21 protein-coding genes and 1 pseudogene are annotated in these 14,429 nt (G+C 62.9%); 9 read left to right on the top strand and 13 right to left on the bottom strand.

Annotated features, from left to right (window positions below; translation table 11 throughout):
* Positions 1-325 precede the first annotated feature (325 nt).
* Both tnpB and tnpA read right to left on the bottom strand, forming a co-directional pair.
* A complete protein-coding gene (gene tnpB, locus QU595_RS25680) occupies positions 326-544 on the bottom strand; it encodes an IS66 family insertion sequence element accessory protein TnpB (protein WP_315927305.1) in 219 nt (72 codons plus the stop codon).
* Positions 545-672: 128 nt separating this feature from the next.
* On the bottom strand, positions 673-936 hold the full coding sequence (tnpA, locus tag QU595_RS25675; protein WP_315927303.1) for an IS66-like element accessory protein TnpA: 264 nt from the start codon (positions 934-936) through the stop codon (positions 673-675).
* A 27-nt stretch (positions 937-963) separates the two neighbouring features.
* On the opposite strand from tnpA, the pseudogene QU595_RS25670 reads away from it, so the two are divergent.
* Positions 964-1,360, top strand: a pseudogene (locus tag QU595_RS25670) (NAD(P)-dependent oxidoreductase); the annotation flags it as partial.
* A 405-nt stretch (positions 1,361-1,765) separates the two neighbouring features.
* On the opposite strand, the gene QU595_RS25665 reads toward QU595_RS25670, so the two are convergent.
* The 5 genes from QU595_RS25665 to QU595_RS25645 all read right to left on the bottom strand — a co-directional run bounded on the left by QU595_RS25665 (position 1,766) and on the right by QU595_RS25645 (position 3,327).
* Positions 1,766-2,041, bottom strand: coding sequence for a DUF1488 domain-containing protein (locus tag QU595_RS25665; RefSeq protein WP_315927301.1), 276 nt, complete (start codon positions 2,039-2,041; stop codon positions 1,766-1,768).
* A complete protein-coding gene (locus QU595_RS25660; protein ID WP_315927299.1) occupies positions 2,038-2,364 on the bottom strand; it encodes a hypothetical protein in 327 nt (108 codons plus the stop codon). The genes QU595_RS25665 and QU595_RS25660 overlap by 4 nt, the downstream gene beginning before the upstream one ends.
* Before the next feature lie 2 nt (positions 2,365-2,366).
* Positions 2,367-2,603 carry a hypothetical protein gene (locus tag QU595_RS25655; protein ID WP_315927297.1) on the bottom strand — a complete coding sequence of 79 codons (237 nt, stop codon included), beginning with the start codon at positions 2,601-2,603 and terminating at the stop codon, positions 2,367-2,369.
* A 98-nt stretch (positions 2,604-2,701) separates the two neighbouring features.
* On the bottom strand, positions 2,702-3,070 hold the full coding sequence (locus QU595_RS25650) for a hypothetical protein (RefSeq protein WP_315927295.1): 369 nt from the start codon (positions 3,068-3,070) through the stop codon (positions 2,702-2,704).
* The gene (locus QU595_RS25645) at positions 3,067-3,327 is read right to left on the bottom strand and encodes a hypothetical protein (protein WP_315927293.1); all 261 of its coding nucleotides are present in this window, start codon (positions 3,325-3,327) and stop codon (positions 3,067-3,069) included. Before QU595_RS25645 ends, QU595_RS25650 begins: the two co-directional genes overlap by 4 nt.
* 387 nt (positions 3,328-3,714) lie before the next feature.
* Between QU595_RS25645 and QU595_RS25640 the strand changes: the two genes are divergently transcribed.
* From QU595_RS25640 to QU595_RS25625, 3 genes are all read left to right on the top strand, one after another.
* Positions 3,715-4,002 (top strand): transposase, encoded by a 288-nt coding sequence (locus QU595_RS25640; RefSeq protein ID WP_315927291.1) that lies wholly within the window; start codon positions 3,715-3,717, stop codon positions 4,000-4,002.
* Between the two features lie 191 nt (positions 4,003-4,193).
* Positions 4,194-4,493 carry a hypothetical protein gene (locus tag QU595_RS30240; protein WP_410000570.1) on the top strand — a complete coding sequence of 100 codons (300 nt, stop codon included), beginning with the start codon at positions 4,194-4,196 and terminating at the stop codon, positions 4,491-4,493.
* 399 nt (positions 4,494-4,892) lie between these two features.
* Positions 4,893-5,645 carry a response regulator transcription factor gene (locus QU595_RS25625; protein WP_315927289.1) on the top strand — a complete coding sequence of 251 codons (753 nt, stop codon included), beginning with the start codon at positions 4,893-4,895 and terminating at the stop codon, positions 5,643-5,645.
* A 103-nt stretch (positions 5,646-5,748) separates the two neighbouring features.
* On the opposite strand, the gene QU595_RS25620 is transcribed toward QU595_RS25625, so the two are convergent.
* Positions 5,749-6,150, bottom strand: a complete 402-nt coding sequence (locus QU595_RS25620; protein WP_315927319.1) for an EAL domain-containing protein — start codon at positions 6,148-6,150, stop codon at positions 5,749-5,751.
* 5 nt (positions 6,151-6,155) lie between these two features.
* Between QU595_RS25620 and QU595_RS25615 the strand changes: the two genes are divergently transcribed.
* Complete coding sequence (locus QU595_RS25615; RefSeq protein ID WP_315927287.1) at positions 6,156-6,431, top strand: YetF domain-containing protein; 276 nt, start codon at positions 6,156-6,158, stop codon at positions 6,429-6,431.
* 5 nt (positions 6,432-6,436) lie between these two features.
* On the opposite strand, the gene QU595_RS25610 is transcribed toward QU595_RS25615, so the two are convergent.
* Genes QU595_RS25610 through QU595_RS25600 form a run of 3 tightly spaced genes read right to left on the bottom strand, consistent with a single transcriptional unit; the run spans position 6,437 to position 10,246 of the window.
* Positions 6,437-7,873 (bottom strand): GH39 family glycosyl hydrolase, encoded by a 1,437-nt coding sequence (locus QU595_RS25610; protein ID WP_315927286.1) that lies wholly within the window; start codon positions 7,871-7,873, stop codon positions 6,437-6,439.
* Entirely contained in the window at positions 7,870-9,432 is a 1,563-nt protein-coding gene (locus tag QU595_RS25605) for a GMC family oxidoreductase (RefSeq protein WP_315927284.1), read from the bottom strand. The genes QU595_RS25610 and QU595_RS25605 overlap by 4 nt, the downstream gene beginning before the upstream one ends.
* Positions 9,433-9,436: 4 nt before the next feature.
* A complete protein-coding gene (locus QU595_RS25600; protein WP_315927282.1) occupies positions 9,437-10,246 on the bottom strand; it encodes an SDR family oxidoreductase in 810 nt (269 codons plus the stop codon).
* Positions 10,247-10,270: 24 nt separating this feature from the next.
* Here QU595_RS25600 and QU595_RS25595 point away from each other — a divergent pair, with 24 nt between their 5' ends.
* The 4 genes from QU595_RS25595 (at position 10,271) to QU595_RS25580 (ending at position 12,006) form a co-directional block, all read left to right on the top strand.
* The gene (locus QU595_RS25595; RefSeq protein WP_315927279.1) at positions 10,271-10,417 is read left to right on the top strand and encodes a hypothetical protein; all 147 of its coding nucleotides are present in this window, start codon (positions 10,271-10,273) and stop codon (positions 10,415-10,417) included.
* Positions 10,418-10,493: 76 nt separating this feature from the next.
* Positions 10,494-10,967 carry a DoxX family membrane protein gene (locus QU595_RS25590; protein WP_315927277.1) on the top strand — a complete coding sequence of 158 codons (474 nt, stop codon included), beginning with the start codon at positions 10,494-10,496 and terminating at the stop codon, positions 10,965-10,967.
* Complete coding sequence (locus QU595_RS25585) at positions 10,964-11,407, top strand: cupin domain-containing protein (RefSeq protein ID WP_315927275.1); 444 nt, start codon at positions 10,964-10,966, stop codon at positions 11,405-11,407. The genes QU595_RS25590 and QU595_RS25585 overlap by 4 nt, the downstream gene beginning before the upstream one ends.
* A gap of 2 nt (positions 11,408-11,409) precedes the next feature.
* Positions 11,410-12,006 carry an SMP-30/gluconolactonase/LRE family protein gene (locus tag QU595_RS25580; protein WP_315927273.1) on the top strand — a complete coding sequence of 199 codons (597 nt, stop codon included), beginning with the start codon at positions 11,410-11,412 and terminating at the stop codon, positions 12,004-12,006.
* Positions 12,007-12,756: 750 nt separating this feature from the next.
* Here the strand turns inward: QU595_RS25580 and QU595_RS25575 are convergent.
* Both QU595_RS25575 and QU595_RS25570 read right to left on the bottom strand, forming a co-directional pair.
* Positions 12,757-13,464, bottom strand: a complete 708-nt coding sequence (locus tag QU595_RS25575) for an SMC-Scp complex subunit ScpB (protein WP_315927271.1) — start codon at positions 13,462-13,464, stop codon at positions 12,757-12,759.
* A gap of 5 nt (positions 13,465-13,469) precedes the next feature.
* Complete coding sequence (locus tag QU595_RS25570) at positions 13,470-14,291, bottom strand: DUF1403 family protein (protein ID WP_315927269.1); 822 nt, start codon at positions 14,289-14,291, stop codon at positions 13,470-13,472.
* Between the last annotated feature and the right edge of the window lie 138 nt (positions 14,292-14,429).

Raw genomic sequence — 14,429 nt, 5'->3', positions numbered from 1 at the left:
AGATTCATCAGGGCCAGCGGCTTAACATACCGCATCGAAAGGCCGAACATATGACTGCACCGACCGATCTGAGGATAGTGTCAATTGTCGTCTTGCCAAGGAGGCGTCCACATATGAACCCCTCCGGCTGGACCGCGAGGACCATCGAACTAAGCCGCCTTCCGGGCGAGTTGGATTTCAAATTCCTTTGGTGTTCGATAGCCAAGGGCTGAATGCAGCCGTTTCGAATTGTAGACCTCTTCGATGAACCTCGGCAACGTCTCGGACGCGTATTGGCACCCACGGTCGGTGTGTCGAATGCAACCTGATGGCGGTTTCCTGCTTGTCAGAGCGGAGCGCAAGGCAGCGAGCGCCAAAGGCGTGTCGAGCCGCTGGGACAACGGTCGCAAATCGAAAACCGTATGCAGAATGCCGGTAGTTGGCCGCGCTTGGCCCGGAACACGTAAACCGCGCCCGAGAACGGATCGGTGCCCATCGTCTCGCGCACCTGTGCCGCCAGACCTTCCGCACCCTTGCGGAAGTCTACCGGCTTCGTCGCCACCATGACCCGGACCGTTCCCGGTCGGACCGATCACGATGCGCCCCTCAAGGCGCCAATCACTGCGGCGATCGTTTCCGGCGACGCGCCGTTGCAGATCTTCACCGTGACGCCGCCTGCCTCCAGTTCGATCCCTACCGTGCGCTACGGCGCATGCCGCTTCGACCCGGACGGGGCCTCTTCGGCTCCTTGGCAACCAGCGGCTCTGGCGCGACCACTGCGGGAACAAAGGATAGCGTCTCGGGCTCTGCCCGCTTCCGCGCCTCACGCCGCCAGGTGAACAACTGCTGCGGTGTCAGCCCATGTCGACGGGCCACCGCCGAAACCACCGCGCCAGGCGCAAGCGACTCCTCAAGGATCTGTGCCCGATCGTCAGCGCTCCAGCGCCGACGCCCCATCGCACCGTTGATCACCTCAAAGCGCCGACCTCGGACAACCAGGGTTTCCTTGACGCGGAAGCGTTTGCCAGGATGCGCGAGGGCGTGGCCTTGATCCTGCTGTCGCGGGCCAACGTGGTCGATTTCGACGCATTGATGGCGGTTGTGAAAAGCGGGCACATCCTTAGAGCCAGCGACGTGTTCCCGCAAGAGCCGCTGGCAAGGGATCATACAGTGCGCAAACTGCCTGGCTTCATACGCTCCGCCCACCGGGCCGGGGCGCTGGACGTCGCTTTCAGCGCATGGGCGACATGGTGCTGGAGGACATGGACTTATGGATCGGGGTCCGCCCCCGATGCGGTCCAAGCGGGCCGAGCGTGAAACGGTTTTCCGCATGCGCTCAAAACCCGTCGACAGGAACGAAGGACTCTCCGCAGCGCAATAACAAATTTCCAAAGAAGCGGAGCGGCGAGCGCATCATTACCGCGCCGAACGACCGTCTCAAGTTTATTCAAGGGCGGCTCGCGACAATCCTTGCTACAATCCTTGCTAATCGAACGCGACCTTGAGGCGCCCTCAATCCAATCCTGTATTTTGTTTGGCGCACGAAGGACGGCAAGGCGCCTCGATGTCGGCCGTTGAGCGTAGCAGTGCTGTTCACCAAATGCTGACGCCAGGTTTGCGCGATTTGCTCCCGCCGGAGCCGACGCTCGTGACGTTCTTTTTCGGATGGAAACCGTGGATCTGGTTATGGACGAAATCGCACATCGCCTATACCCGTTCCAGCGCGGTCGGCTCCTAGCAGGTCAGCGTGATCTCGTAGCCATAGCGGATCAGCATGGAAAATCGCCTAGCGGAAATCCGCGGCGGTCAGCGTGTAGGAATCGCGGTGGCCGTGGGAATAGGCTTTTCGCGCGACATCGTAGATGGTTGTACGCAACGCGTCGAAAGCCGACAGGCATTTGGCTTCCAGCGTCCCCGCCTCGCGTCTGGCAGCATCCGACTTCGTCAGCGCACCCGCTTCGATAAAGAAGCGGATCTGGAACATGCCGTCGTGGCCCATGAAGCGCACGGCGTTGCGCGCTTCGTCGAAGCTGCGGCTTGGGTTGGGGAAGGCCAGCGTCATGACCTGCGCTCCGCCGGTTTCGGGATTGTTCTGAAGGGCGAGAGTTCAATGCGTTCCCTGCGGCGCTCGGCGTTGCGCAGGTTGAGACGCAACATGCCGCTGGTTGCATCCAGACGGCTCAGGCCGGTCATGGCATCGCCGCCGAAGCGCGCCGGAATGCCGGTAAAGACGTGATAGATCGTCCAGGAACGGTCGGCTTCGATACGGCGGCCATATTGACGGTGCATGGAATCCTGACCGGGCGCGCCGCCTTCGTTTTCCCAGACGCTGATCGCGGCTGCAATTCGCTTCCGTTCAGTCTCCTTGAGGTGCTGCATATTCATGGTCATTGCCTTCCTTCGTCCACCGCTTCCGAGCCGATGATGCCGCAGTAGTGTATTCTGCCGTTCGCGTCGGTGATCGTCATGGAGTCGGGACGCTGTGGCATGTCGAGGGTCCGCGCCAACAGCCGCGCGGCTGCGATGGCGCCGTCGAGATCGTCGAGTTCCACGGTTTCACGACCAATGACGGCATGGGCATCGTCCGCGTCGCGGGTCCTGTAGAATTCGATCACGATCTTCATCGTTCCTGCCCACCGGTCTCGCCGATCGCGGTCATCAGCCCTTGCCGCGCGAAGCGTTGCTGCTTGTGGCGAGCTTGATCGGGTTGCCGAAAGCGCCTTCAGGCTTGGGTAGCGCCTTTTCCTGCTTCGGCTTCCTGATCTCGCGATTGCTGCGTTTCTGTCCCTTGGCCATGGCCGAACGTCCTTTCGATGAGGGTTGCGCCTTCGCCGGGTCGCGAGGGTCGGATCGGTTCCAGGCTGTCTTGTGTCGCCACTCGCTCATGGCGTTCGTCATCGTTGCGGATTCGGTACTGCGGCGAATCTCCCCTTGGCGGAAGCGTGCTGGTGATGCGGTAGACTTCCGAGGTCTTCGGGAATGTGCCGAAATTGCCGCGCAGGCGGACGGCTTGGCCCACCGCAAAAAGATGGGTTGCGGAGGCGGCCCGGAACGAATGGCTGCGGGATTGCCGGGCGTTTGTGTAAGTCATTGTTGTCTGTCCTTTTCGAGTGCGGCGTCGAGGTCCGCCGGATTGATCGGCACCATCTGCTGCGTTGGTCCGCGCATCCCGATACCGGGCAAGTGGATGAAAGCCCCGACACGTCGCCAAGCAAGCCAGAAGGCGCCATCGATCGCTTCCTCGTCATGGTCGACGCGATAGTCTCCGGCCGGCTGCAGCGTATCGAAGTCCGGCAGCCGGAACGGCGCGGAGAAATGAACGACGGTCTGTGTGGTACGGCTGGCCATGGTTGCGATTTCCGCGGGAGCACGCGGAGGCGCCTCCTGCATCATTCCCATTCGAACCGGAACGATGCCGATGCTGCCAGTACATCCGTGGTCAGCGCCGGCGTTCATTCCAGGGTTCGAACGGAGCGGCACACGCGCCAAGTTGGCGCAATGGAGCCGCTATCGAGAATTCGGTGGTGAATGGCGGGTCTCTGACACCGCAAAAGCCAAATCGGCCAAATCAACGAGCCACTTATATGCGCTTAAATTAAGTTGCGAACAAGGCGCGGAGCAATTTTTATTTCTGATAATACGAGGTAATCAGGAAGATATTTTGAAATGCGCGAGAATTAGCGCTCGTGGACAAAGGTTGACCGGGGAACCCGGTTTTGATTCAAGGCTTCCATTTTGGAGGCAGCTTTCGGCGAACGGATAGCTCTGACTGATGACGAATGGGCGCTGATCGGCCCGCTTTTGCCGGCTGAGCGTGGCCGAGGCTGTCGTCCTGCTCAGGACGGCCGGCGCTATTTCGAGGGCATGATGTGGATGGCGCGCCCGGGGGCGCAATGGCGGCATCTGCCGGACGAATTCGGCAAATGGAAAAGCGTCTTCCGCCGTTATCGGCGCTGGGTAGAGGCCGGCGTATTTGAAGCAATGCTCGAAATCCTGGCCGAACTGGTCGAGCATGATCGATAGCACCGTTGTCCGGGCACATTGTGCGGTCGGCATAAAAAAGGGGACTCAGGAGACCGAGGCGCTTGGCCGATCGCGTGGCGGCTTCACCACAAAACTCCATGCCCGCTGCGATGTGAAAGATCGACCGCTCGGCTTCGTTTTTGACGCCTGGCCAAACCCACGATACGCAGAGCTTCACGCTCCTCTTCCGGATGATCAAGGACAAGATCGACGCATTCCTCGCCGACAAGGGGTATGACGCTGATGCCATTCGCGAGAAAATCGCCAGCGCCAATGTCGAGACCGTCATCCCCGCAAAGAGAACAGGCGCGATCCGATCCCACACGACAAAGCCAAGTATAAATGGCGAAACCGGATCGAGCGTCTCTTCAACAAGCTCAAGAACTGGCGGCGCGTCGCGACCCGATATGACAAGACCAAGGAATCCTATCTCGGATTCGTTGCCATCGCGGCAGTCAAATTATGGATACCCTTTGGTCCACGAGCGCTAAATTGGCGCTCGAGGGGTGCAACAGACCCGGAAAGGTTGTGACGAAATACGAATGTAATAGGCGATAGTTGGCTTTGGCGGGTCGACAAAGCTGGCCTTGGCGGCATGCTTTTTGAATACAACTTGCGCGTTGTGCGCAAAATGAGAGCATTTACGATTGCCGCTGCGCTGAGCATGATTTTTGCTGCGGGATAGAACTCTTGGCTGCCACTGGGGCCAAACCCTACTGGACTTCCGTCATGGGTGTTGCACGCGGCTTGCCGGTGGTTCGCCTCTGCCGGTCTCACAACAGAAGATTGCAACATCCCTCGATTTGCCATGACATTGCAACCAGATCGCGATACGATGCCGGCATCGGGCGTCTGAAATTCCTAAAGCCGAGAAGAGACCGAAGTGAGCGATGTCCGACGATTTTGAACTCAGAAAGCGCAAGCTGCACAATCCGCCGACCATCGTCGTTGTCGCCGGGCAGACGCTGTTGCGCACCTGCATCGTCCGGTTCCTGACACATGAGCTGCCCGGCTGGGACTTCCTCGACTTGGCTTCGGCCGAACATCTCGAAAGCGCGCTTGGCCGTGAGGTCTGTCTGATCGCCCTGGACAGGGCGGACAGAGACATTGACAGCCCCAGCCTGCGCCGGGATCTGGTAGTGATCGAAAGGCACTTTCCCAAGGCCGCGGTCGCGCTTCTGTCCAATACGGACGATGTGCTGGCAGAGTCGCGGGCGCTGGAGGTGGGCATTCGCGGTTACTTCACCAATTCGCTCCCTGTCGAGGTGGCGCTTGCCGGGGTCAGATTGGTTCTGGCCGGCGGCGTGTTTTGTCCCCATCCACTGGCAAAGTTGCAATATGGCTCGGGAAACGGGCCCGCGACCGAGCCGATGGAGCGCGCCACACGCATGGATCAAGGCCAGGTGCAAATGAATGGCGCGGCGCGGCATGACCGCTGTGCCGGCTTTACACGGCGCGAGGCCAATGTAGTGGCCGAACTGCAACGCGGCCACTCGAACAAGGTGATTGCCGAAAGCCTCGATATGTCCGGCAATACGGTGAAGATGCACCTGCAGCACATCATGCGCAAGCTGCGGGTTCAGAACCGGACGGAAGTCGTCTTGCTGCTGGGTTCCACCTCATTCTGGCGAGAGGCGTCATGAAATTGACGACTATAGACGGCATCGGCAGGTCGGCGTGACCGCCTGACCAGAGCGAGAATTCCAGCGCAATTTCGCAACCGCGCGTCAAAACCCGACACCACGCCTACGCGACTGAGCGGCTGATCGCGACGGGCGGTTTTTTCGATGCTCTAGCGGATCGTTTGCGCGCTCCGGCCAGAAGTGCCGGTTCTGGCTCGCTCAACATGTCGCTAGCGCCGCGAACTTGGAGATCGGCAAGTTGGAAGGCTTCCGGATGGGAGAGGGTATTCTCTGTCAGCGCACGCAGGAGTTGCGGCTTGTGGAACAGGTATCCCTTCCCGATCTTGATGAGGGTCTGGTTGATTAGATAGGCATTCTCATCGGTTGTTTCGATGCCCTCCGCCACTACCGAAATCCTAAGTGCGCTGCCCAACGATTCGATGGCCCGCAGGATACTCTGGCTGCGTGGTCGCCCATGAATTGAGGTTATCAGAGACCAGTCAACCTTGAGTTCATCACGCTGTATCTGACATGGCCGCCGAACAGAGTGTCCAATCTCAGCAGCGCCGCGAGCAACTCATCGACGATGACCTAGGTCACCAACCTGGGGCCAAGTTCGTCGAAGGCAGCACGATCGTCCTGGTCAAGAATGGCCGCATCGTCCATGAGGCGCGCAAGCGCGCGATGATTTCGGAATCCGGCCTGCGGGAGGCCCTACGCCAGGACGGCAATGCCGGAATGGGGGAAGTGAAGATCATGAAGCTGCAGCTTAGCGGCGAGATCAGCATCGTGAAGCGGTACGATTAGCAGGATCAGGCGTGTGCCAGACGGACGGCGGCGACCGACAGCGGCGGCAGCGTGACCTCGAGGCTCGACTGTCCCGCCTCGTTCCTGACCGCCAGCGGCTCGTTGCGGAGTTCCGACACGGCCTTGAGTTCGTCAACCGCCACGGCGTTCAGATAGTCGGGCTTGCCCCTCTCTTCCCAGTGACGCTTTGCGTTGGCGTGATCGATATCGATCCGTTGAACGGAGGCAGTCGCCAGTGGCGACTCGGACTTGAGCGTAAAAGACACCTGCTCAGTTTCTATCGGATGACGCGGCAACGCGAAGTTCGTCAGCATGAGCGTAACGTCCCGGTCGCCGCGTACGAGCCAGGCGTCCACGGTTTCATGGCTTCCTACGACCGGGAGCAGTTCGGTGCCCAGTTCATGCAACAACTGGAAGGCGCGGTAAGCGGGCTTGGCGACGCCGTGGATGTTCATGAGCCCGAACCCGCCCTGGAAAGGCACCGAAGGAAAATAGTTCTCCTCGAAAATATCCGAGAAGGTCCAGTAGCTGTATCCCTGCACAAGTCCGTTCGCCTCCAGCACCGTCTTGACGATGAAGGCGGCGGCGTAGGGTTCGTCGTGCATGGGATCGCGCGGGTTCGACGAAGTGCACCACTCGGTATAGTAGAGCGGCACGTCGCCGGCCTGCTCGCGGACCTGGCGCGCCTCGCCGCGCAAGGCGCTCCGCTTGCTGGCCGCGAGCTGCGCTTCTGTGTCGTCGCCCGGCTGGCCGAAATCGTCGGTCGGATAGTGGTGCGTGCTGACGAAATCGGCGGGCAGGTTTGCTGCGCGGCAAAAGTTCAGGAAATCCTCGACCCAGGCGTTGTCGGCCGTCGCCGGGCCGCCGACGCGCAATTGCTTGTCCACGCCCTTGATGGCTTCGGCGGTGTAGCGGTAAAGCTCGAAATAGTCCTCTTGTCTGCCGCTGCCGAAAGCCGTCAGGTTCGGCTCGTTCCAGACCTCGAAGAACCATTGGCGGACCTCGTCCAGCCCGTAGCGCTCCACCCAGTGGCTGACCAGCTTGCGGATCAGCACCGCCCATTGCGCGTAGTCCTTCGGCGGCGTGACGTTGGCGCGGTAGTGGAAGACGGTCTTGTCGCCCGACGCCAGCACGCCCGGCATGAAGCTCAGTTCCACGAACGGCCGCATGCCGATGGAGCGCAGGAAATCGAAGATCAGGTCGGCGTTGAAGAACGAATAGAACAACGCGTCGCCTTCGCCGATCAGCGTGCCGACGTCGTCGCACAATATGCCGTGGAAGCGGACATGGCGCATGCCGAGTTCGTCGTGCGCCTGCTTCAATTGCGCCTGCCAGTCAGCGCGCAGGGCGAGCGTGGCATGGCCGCTGCCCACCGTATGTTCCCAGAAATGCGGCAGTTCCGTCGCAGGTCCGTTCAGGTCACACGAAAATCTCGCTGTCATGTCAACCGCTCCTTGATCCTGTCCGCCACGCGCAGCGCGTTGGCGATAATGGTCAGCGTGGGATTGACCGCCGCGATGGAGGGAAAGAAGCTCGCATCCGCGACATAAAGGTTGTCGAGTTCATGGGCCCTGCAATCGAGGTCGAGAACCGAGGTTGAAGGGTCCGTCCCGAAGCGAGCGGTCCCGGCTTGGTGCGCGGTGCCGCCGATCGGAATGTCGAGCCCGAAATAGAGGCGTCGTTCCAGCAGCAGGGGACGGAAGCCGGCCCGGCTCAATATCTGCTTGAGCTTCCTTTTCAGACGATGGTGGGCTTCGAGATCGCTCCGGGCGATCTCCAGCACGACGCGGCTTCCGTCGTAGCGGATGCGGTTTTCCGGGTGGGGCAGGTCCTCGCTCGAAAGCCAGAAATCCATCGAGCGGCGGGCCATCGCCGCGAAAGGCGCCTTCGGCAGCCATTTCAGCCATCGGGGCAAGACCTCGCCCCTGATCTGCGCGCCGTGCGAGGTGGCGCACATCTGGATCAGGCCGAGGGGAAAATCCCAGTCGTCCGATCCGAAGTAGAAGTCGGAGACGGCGAGCGTCTTCTGGAAGACCGTGTCGTTCGGCTCGCGCATCAGCGCCATCAGCACGGACTGGTCGTGGCGCATGTAGTTGCGGCCGACCTGGCCGGAGCCGTTGGCGAGCCCGTCCGAATGCCGGTCGCTGGCCGAGCGCAGCAGAAGCAGCGCGGTCGAGAGCGCGCCGCAGGCCGCCACCACGACGCCGCCGCGATAGCGCTCTTCCTCGCCGCCGCGCCGCACGATCACGTCCGTCACTGTCCTGCCCGAGCCGTCCGTTTCGAGCCTTGTCACGTAGGCCCCGGTCAGCAGCGACAGGTTGGGATGGGCTCTGAGCGCCGGATCGACGCAGATCACCTGCGCGTCGGCCTTGCCGTTCAACAGGCAGGGAAAGCCGTCGTAGGCGTCGCAGCGGATGCAGGTGCTGGCCGGCGTGGCCCTGCCGTCCTTCTCGTCGAGCAGGATTCCGAGCGGCAGGTGGAAGGGATGGAGCCCGTCCGCGGCGAGGCTGTCGTGAAGTTCCTGGATGCGCGGCTCGTGCGACACCGGCGGATGAGGAAAAGGACCGCTCGCCGGCGGCTCGTTCGGGTCCTCGCCGCGCTGGCCGTGGACATGGAACAGCCGCTCCGCCTCCGCGTAGTAAGGCTCGAAAGCCGCGTATCCGAGCGGCCATGCCGGGGAGACGCCGGCTTTGTGGCGGACTTCGCCGAAATCGCGCTCGCGCATGCGAAAGAGCGCGCCGCCATAGACCTTGGAATTGCCGCCGACATAGTAATGCAGGCCCGGATGGAAACTCTCGCTGTTCCTGCCGTACCAGGTTTCCTTCGCTTGATAGGCGCCGTCCACGAACACCGTTTGCGAGTCCCAGTTGGCGCGCGAGCGCGGCAGGTAGCCCCCGCGCTCGATGAGCAGGATGCGCTTGCCCGTGGGGGCGAGACGATGCGCCAGCGATGCGCCGCCGGGGCCGCTGCCTATGACAATGACGTCGTAGTGCCTGTCCATCCCGTCAGCCGTTGGTCGAGAAGCCGGGAAAGAGCGTCATGCCGCCGTCGACGAAGAGGGTCGTGCCGACGACGTAGTCGGACTCGTCCGACGCCAGCCACACCGCCGCCCGGGCTATGTCTTCGGGCAGGCCGATGCGTCCGTAAGGGATAAGCGTCAGCAGGCTCTTCAGCGCTTCGGGCGTGTTCCAGGCGGTGGTGTTGATGGGCGTGCGTATCGCGCCCGGCGCGATGCCGTTGACGCGAATGCGCTTCGGCGCAAGCTCCTGCGCCATGCTTTCCATCAAGAGCTTGATGCCGCCTTTCGACGTCGCGTAGTTCGCGTGCCCGGCCCACGGTATCTCCTGGTGCACCGAACTCATGCAGATGATCTTGCCGGCCGCACACGAGACGGACGGCACCACGCCGCGCCGCAGGAACTCGCGCGTGGCGGCCTGCGCGCACAGGAACTGGCCGGTCAGGTTGACGCCGAGTACCTTGTTCCACTGCTCCAGCGGCATCTCCGCGAAGGCGGAATCGCGCTGAAGCCCGGCGTTGGCGACGAGGATGTCGATCGTGCCGAACTCGCGCACGGCACGATCGAACATCGCGCCGACCTGGTCCTCCATCGATACGTCGGCCTTGTGGGCGATCGCCTTGCTGCCCGACTGGCGAATCCGGTTCGCGACCGCCTCGGCTGCGTCCTCGTTCTCGACAAAGTTCACGACCACGTCGGCGCCCGCATGGCCGAGAGCGATCGCGACAGCCTCGCCGATGCCGGAATTGGCCCCCGTTACGATGGCTTTCTGCCGCGCAAGAGGCTTGTGATCGGACATGGGAAACTCGTTCGGAAGGAATGATTGCACCTTGAAATCGCCGCGACCGACGGCATCATCGAAACGCGTGCGAAGCCCAAACGCTCCGGGCCTGCCCATTACAATGCGGTAACGCGCGGGCACATCAATGTGATCGCGGGTTGTGAACCAATCGCCCGCTGCAACGTATGAAGGCAGGGCGACAAACGCCGGCCGCGCGCAGGATCGTCTTGCGCGAATTTGGGCCGCCGCCCGAAGAACGAACCTGATGCCCGCTGTCCTGGTCACATTCGCCGTGCGCTGTCTGTTGATCGCGCTGTTCCTGCCGTTCAGCGCGCTCGACAAGGTGCTGAACTTCAAGGGAGCCGTCGCACAAGCCTCGCAAGCGGCATCGAGCCGAACGCTAGCCGGAACATTGATCGCGGGCGGATTCTGTATCGAGGTCTTCATGTCGCTGGCGATCCTGACAGGGGTCGCCGACCGTCTGGCGGCGGTGGTGCTCGCCGGCTACTGCCTCGTCACCGCGCTGCTGTGGAAGCAATTCTGGCGCCGCCCGGACTTCAGGCTCAAAGGCAAGAGCGACGGCCGGGAGGTGTTCTGGGACTTCCTCAAGAACCTCGCTGTGGCCGGCGGCTTTCTCCTGCTGGCTTTCGGGACCAACGCATCCGGATTCGAGCGCTTTCTGCGCCACCCGCTTGCGTCTTCGCACCCCTACCAAACCGTTCAAGGAGTTCTGCAATGACCACGGCGCCGACAGTCCCCTACTGGCATCTGTGGACCGATGCGGACGGGATCAGCCGCCAGACGCGATGCGCGCTGACCGAATTCGAACTGCGATCGATCAGCCCGCCGGCCGATCCCCAATGGCAGGGCTGGCGCAGGAGCGGACGGATGACGACGCTCATCACCGTGCTGCCTGTCGGCTGGGTCGGTGCCTGGCACGAGAATCCGAAGCCGCAATGGATCGTGCCGCTGTCGGGGCGCTGGTTCGTGGAATCGATGGACGGCGCGCGGGCGGAAATGGGTCCGGGCGAACTCGCCTTCGGCGGCGACCATAATTGCCGCGAGGTCGACGGCAGGCGCGGCCACCGCTCCGGGACGGTCGGTGGCGAACCCGCGGCGTTGATGGTCATTCAACTGGAGGACGCGTCCGCGCCGTCCCGGCCGTGCGGGTTCAGATAGCGATGGAAGGCTTCGACATCGTCGACCGGCGGTTTGCCCATTACATCCTCGAGAACGCCCCGCTCGAGGAGCTCGCCGCTGGCTTTCGCTGGATCGAGGGGCTGGTGTGGATGGGCGACGCGGACTGCCTGCTGTTCCAGGACCTGCCGCGCGACCGAACCATGCGCTGGATCGAGGAAGGCGGCGTATCGGTCTATCGCTCGCCGTCGGGATACGCCAACGGGCAGGCGCGCGACAGGCAGGGGCGGCTGATTTCCTGCTCGCATCGGGAGCGCTGCCTGTTTCGCACCGAACTCGACGGATCACTGACGCGGCTGGTCGACCGGCATGCCGGAAAGCGCCTCAACGCGCCGAACGACGTCGTCGTGAAGTCCGATGGTTCCGTCTGGTTCACCGATCCGCTCTACGGCATCCAGAACGATTACGAAGGCGGCCGGCAGGTTTCCGAGCAGCCGCCCGCGCTCTATCGTTTCGATCCGGAAACGGGGGACATCGCGATCGCCGCAGGCGATTTCGACGGTCCCAACGGTCTGGCGTTTTCGCCGGACGAAAGCCGCCTCTACGTATCCGAAACGGGCGACCAGACGACGGACTGTTGATTTCCGCTGAGAGCTGACCCGGGTCAGTTCTCGGCGGAAATCAACACGCAACCTTCATGCACCGGGGAGGAGCAAGATTGCTGTCTAATCGGGCAATCATTGACCAAAGCCTAGCTTGGCTTCGCAAAAACCGATCGGGTCAGTTCCTGCTACCCACCGGAGACCTTTGACCAGGTCGTAGGGCCGGCTGCGCAGTTCGAAATTGAGGTCCACACACGGGAGCAAAATCAGCGCGGCGTCGCGGCGCAGCCCTCCCTTGCGTCCTCGCGTCGGCCACCGCTTCGGTTTCATCGACCGTCGTGGGGATGCCGTTCACACGCAGGACGCGCGCCAGCACAAGGCTGCCCAACCCTGCACCGATGATTGTCATCTCGTTTCGCATTTCAGCGCTCCAATCGAGGCGTCAGCGTCGATCGAGTTTGACGGCTGCCATCGACCCTGACAGGTCGTCAGGCGGTTGCTTTGGGAGATGCTGGCCGAACCACGCTGGGTATGGCTCACGTGTATTCGACAGCGAGGTGAGCATATTACGCCCTGATCCGGCAGTCGTTTTTCGCGACGGCGCCAACTACAGGTCAGGCAGCCGGATCGGACGATTCCTCTCGCCGCGGCACGGCGCGGCGAACTTTTACGAAACATAGTCCCCTTCGAGAGAACCACTTCAAAAGCGGCTGCTTAGCCATTTGGGCCCCGGACCCAGCCGGTCAATTTTCCATCCGTTTCAGTGATCCTATGACTTTTGCCGACGGCCTAGTCCTCGATTTCGCCTCCGAGGCCCTGTGCTTCGCCTCCGGAGAACTCCAGCATGATATCTCCAGCCAGCAGCTTTTCCTTGCTGAGCAGGCCCGCGTCTTCAAGCGCCTCGAAGTCAGGCAGATCGCGCAGAGTGCCGAGTCCGAACTCCAGCAGGAATGCCTGCGTAGTGACATAAGTGTAGGGCGCGCCCGGCTGCGGCGCGCGCGGGCCGGATGCGATGAATCCGAAGGAGCGCAGATTGCCGATCAGGTCGCGGCTGATCTCTTTGCCGAAGAAGGAGGACAGTTCCGCGCGGGTGATCGGCTGGAAATAGGCTATTGCATTCAACACGAACACCTCGGACTGCGAAATGTCGACGGCACGCTCACCGCCGCCGATGGCCGCGCGGATGGCGTCGGCATAGGCCGGACGGGTCAGGTGCTTCCAGCCGCCGGCGACCGCGACCAGGTCGTAAGGCCGCCCGCGCAGCTCCTCGCGGATGTCGTCGATCAACAGGTCGATGCTGCAGCTCTTGCCGACGATGCGCGCCAACGTCTCGCGCGTCACCGGCTCGCTGGCCGCGAAGATGGTCGCCTCGACGCGGTTCATCCATTCGCGCCAGCGCACCTCCGGCGGCAGGTGATCCAGCTCCCGATCAAACAGCTGGTCAGTTGCTCGACGGTCGTCTGATCGCCCCCCTCGCCTGCGCCCTGCCTCCGCCATCGTCGTCACAGCCCGTAGAGGCGGAAGGTTGGGCGGCCGGACAATTCGCGCGCGGCGCCGAGTTCCGCCAACCGATCGAACAGGCGCCGGCTGGCCCAGCGCGACAGGGCTTTGGTGGTCAACGCCCCCGACACGGCGTCGTCGGACAGCAACAGGGTAATGACGTCCCCTGCTCCCTTGGAGCGTAGTTTTGGTGTGACCGCCCGAAGCCGTTCGACCTGCGCCGCCATGTCCGCCGCCAACCGGCAGGCCTCGGCCGCGCCAAGCGCCGCGGCGATGAATACGGCTTGCCCGAACGCCTCGCCGCCCGGCCGCGCGCGCCGGCCGTCCGGTCCAAACCGCAGCAGCGGCGCGTGGATCTGGGCGCCAAGGATCGGCACGGCGTGGCGCCAGCCCATGTGCCAGGACAGCGCGCAGTCAGCCAGCCACCAGGCCAGGAGTTCGGCTTTCGGGTCTTCCCGCATGACGGCAGCCGCGGCGCGCGCGGCGACCGCGGGGGCGGGCGCGCCCCTGCGCACCTCGTCGCGTGTGACGTCGAGCAATGCGGCAAAACCGTCCGACCTGCCGACGCCGAGCAAACCGGCGACCGTCTGCACCTCCTCGTTGCCGGGCGGCAGCGAGCGGCCGGCGAGCCGGCGCCAGGCGGCGAGCACATTGCCGGCAGGACCTGGGTCGTCGCCGGGTTGGCGCAGCAACCAGGCGTCGCGCAATGCCGATTCGTCCTCGCCGCGGCCGATCAGCGTCATGCAGGCGCTTGCGGCCTTCAGCGCCAGCCGATGCCGCCAGGCACCGCTCCACTCGGGGTCCGCCTGGATTGTCCAGCGCATTCAAGGCGCTGCCGGCCATGAACGCGGCCTCGGCCGAGTCCTCGATACGGGCGCGCGGCGTCGCCCACACCGGCACGCGGGGAACCGGGAAAGAGACTTGTGGGGCGGGTGGCGGCTGCCGATTCATCGCGAGCAGTA

This window comes from Mesorhizobium sp. SP-1A (genome assembly GCF_032460275.1).
Lineage (GTDB): Bacteria > Pseudomonadota > Alphaproteobacteria > Rhizobiales > Rhizobiaceae > Mesorhizobium.
This window is presented reverse-complemented; position numbering and strand designations above follow the sequence as displayed.

What these genes read in the sequence shown, in the direction of transcription:
- tnpB (WP_315927305.1), bottom strand. Translation starts at nt 544, where the DNA reads ATGGTGGCGACGAAGCCGGTAGACTTCCGCAAGGGTGCGGAAGGTCTG.
- tnpA (WP_315927303.1), bottom strand. Translation starts at nt 936, where the DNA reads ATGGGGCGTCGGCGCTGGAGCGCTGACGATCGGGCACAGATCCTTGAG.
- QU595_RS25665 (WP_315927301.1), bottom strand. Translation starts at nt 2,041, where the DNA reads ATGACGCTGGCCTTCCCCAACCCAAGCCGCAGCTTCGACGAAGCGCGC.
- QU595_RS25660 (WP_315927299.1), bottom strand. Translation starts at nt 2,364, where the DNA reads ATGAATATGCAGCACCTCAAGGAGACTGAACGGAAGCGAATTGCAGCC.
- QU595_RS25655 (WP_315927297.1), bottom strand. Translation starts at nt 2,603, where the DNA reads ATGAAGATCGTGATCGAATTCTACAGGACCCGCGACGCGGACGATGCC.
- QU595_RS25650 (WP_315927295.1), bottom strand. Translation starts at nt 3,070, where the DNA reads ATGACTTACACAAACGCCCGGCAATCCCGCAGCCATTCGTTCCGGGCC.
- QU595_RS25645 (WP_315927293.1), bottom strand. Translation starts at nt 3,327, where the DNA reads ATGGCCAGCCGTACCACACAGACCGTCGTTCATTTCTCCGCGCCGTTC.
- QU595_RS30240 (WP_410000570.1), top strand. Translation starts at nt 4,194, where the DNA reads ATGATCAAGGACAAGATCGACGCATTCCTCGCCGACAAGGGGTATGAC.
- QU595_RS25625 (WP_315927289.1), top strand. Translation starts at nt 4,893, where the DNA reads ATGTCCGACGATTTTGAACTCAGAAAGCGCAAGCTGCACAATCCGCCG.
- QU595_RS25615 (WP_315927287.1), top strand. Translation starts at nt 6,156, where the DNA reads ATGGCCGCCGAACAGAGTGTCCAATCTCAGCAGCGCCGCGAGCAACTC.
- QU595_RS25610 (WP_315927286.1), bottom strand. Translation starts at nt 7,873, where the DNA reads ATGACAGCGAGATTTTCGTGTGACCTGAACGGACCTGCGACGGAACTG.
- QU595_RS25605 (WP_315927284.1), bottom strand. Translation starts at nt 9,432, where the DNA reads ATGGACAGGCACTACGACGTCATTGTCATAGGCAGCGGCCCCGGCGGC.
- QU595_RS25600 (WP_315927282.1), bottom strand. Translation starts at nt 10,246, where the DNA reads ATGTCCGATCACAAGCCTCTTGCGCGGCAGAAAGCCATCGTAACGGGG.
- QU595_RS25590 (WP_315927277.1), top strand. Translation starts at nt 10,494, where the DNA reads ATGCCCGCTGTCCTGGTCACATTCGCCGTGCGCTGTCTGTTGATCGCG.
- QU595_RS25585 (WP_315927275.1), top strand. Translation starts at nt 10,964, where the DNA reads ATGACCACGGCGCCGACAGTCCCCTACTGGCATCTGTGGACCGATGCG.
- QU595_RS25580 (WP_315927273.1), top strand. Translation starts at nt 11,410, where the DNA reads ATGGAAGGCTTCGACATCGTCGACCGGCGGTTTGCCCATTACATCCTC.
- QU595_RS25575 (WP_315927271.1), bottom strand. Translation starts at nt 13,464, where the DNA reads ATGGCGGAGGCAGGGCGCAGGCGAGGGGGGCGATCAGACGACCGTCGA.
- QU595_RS25570 (WP_315927269.1), bottom strand. Translation starts at nt 14,291, where the DNA reads ATGCGCTGGACAATCCAGGCGGACCCCGAGTGGAGCGGTGCCTGGCGG.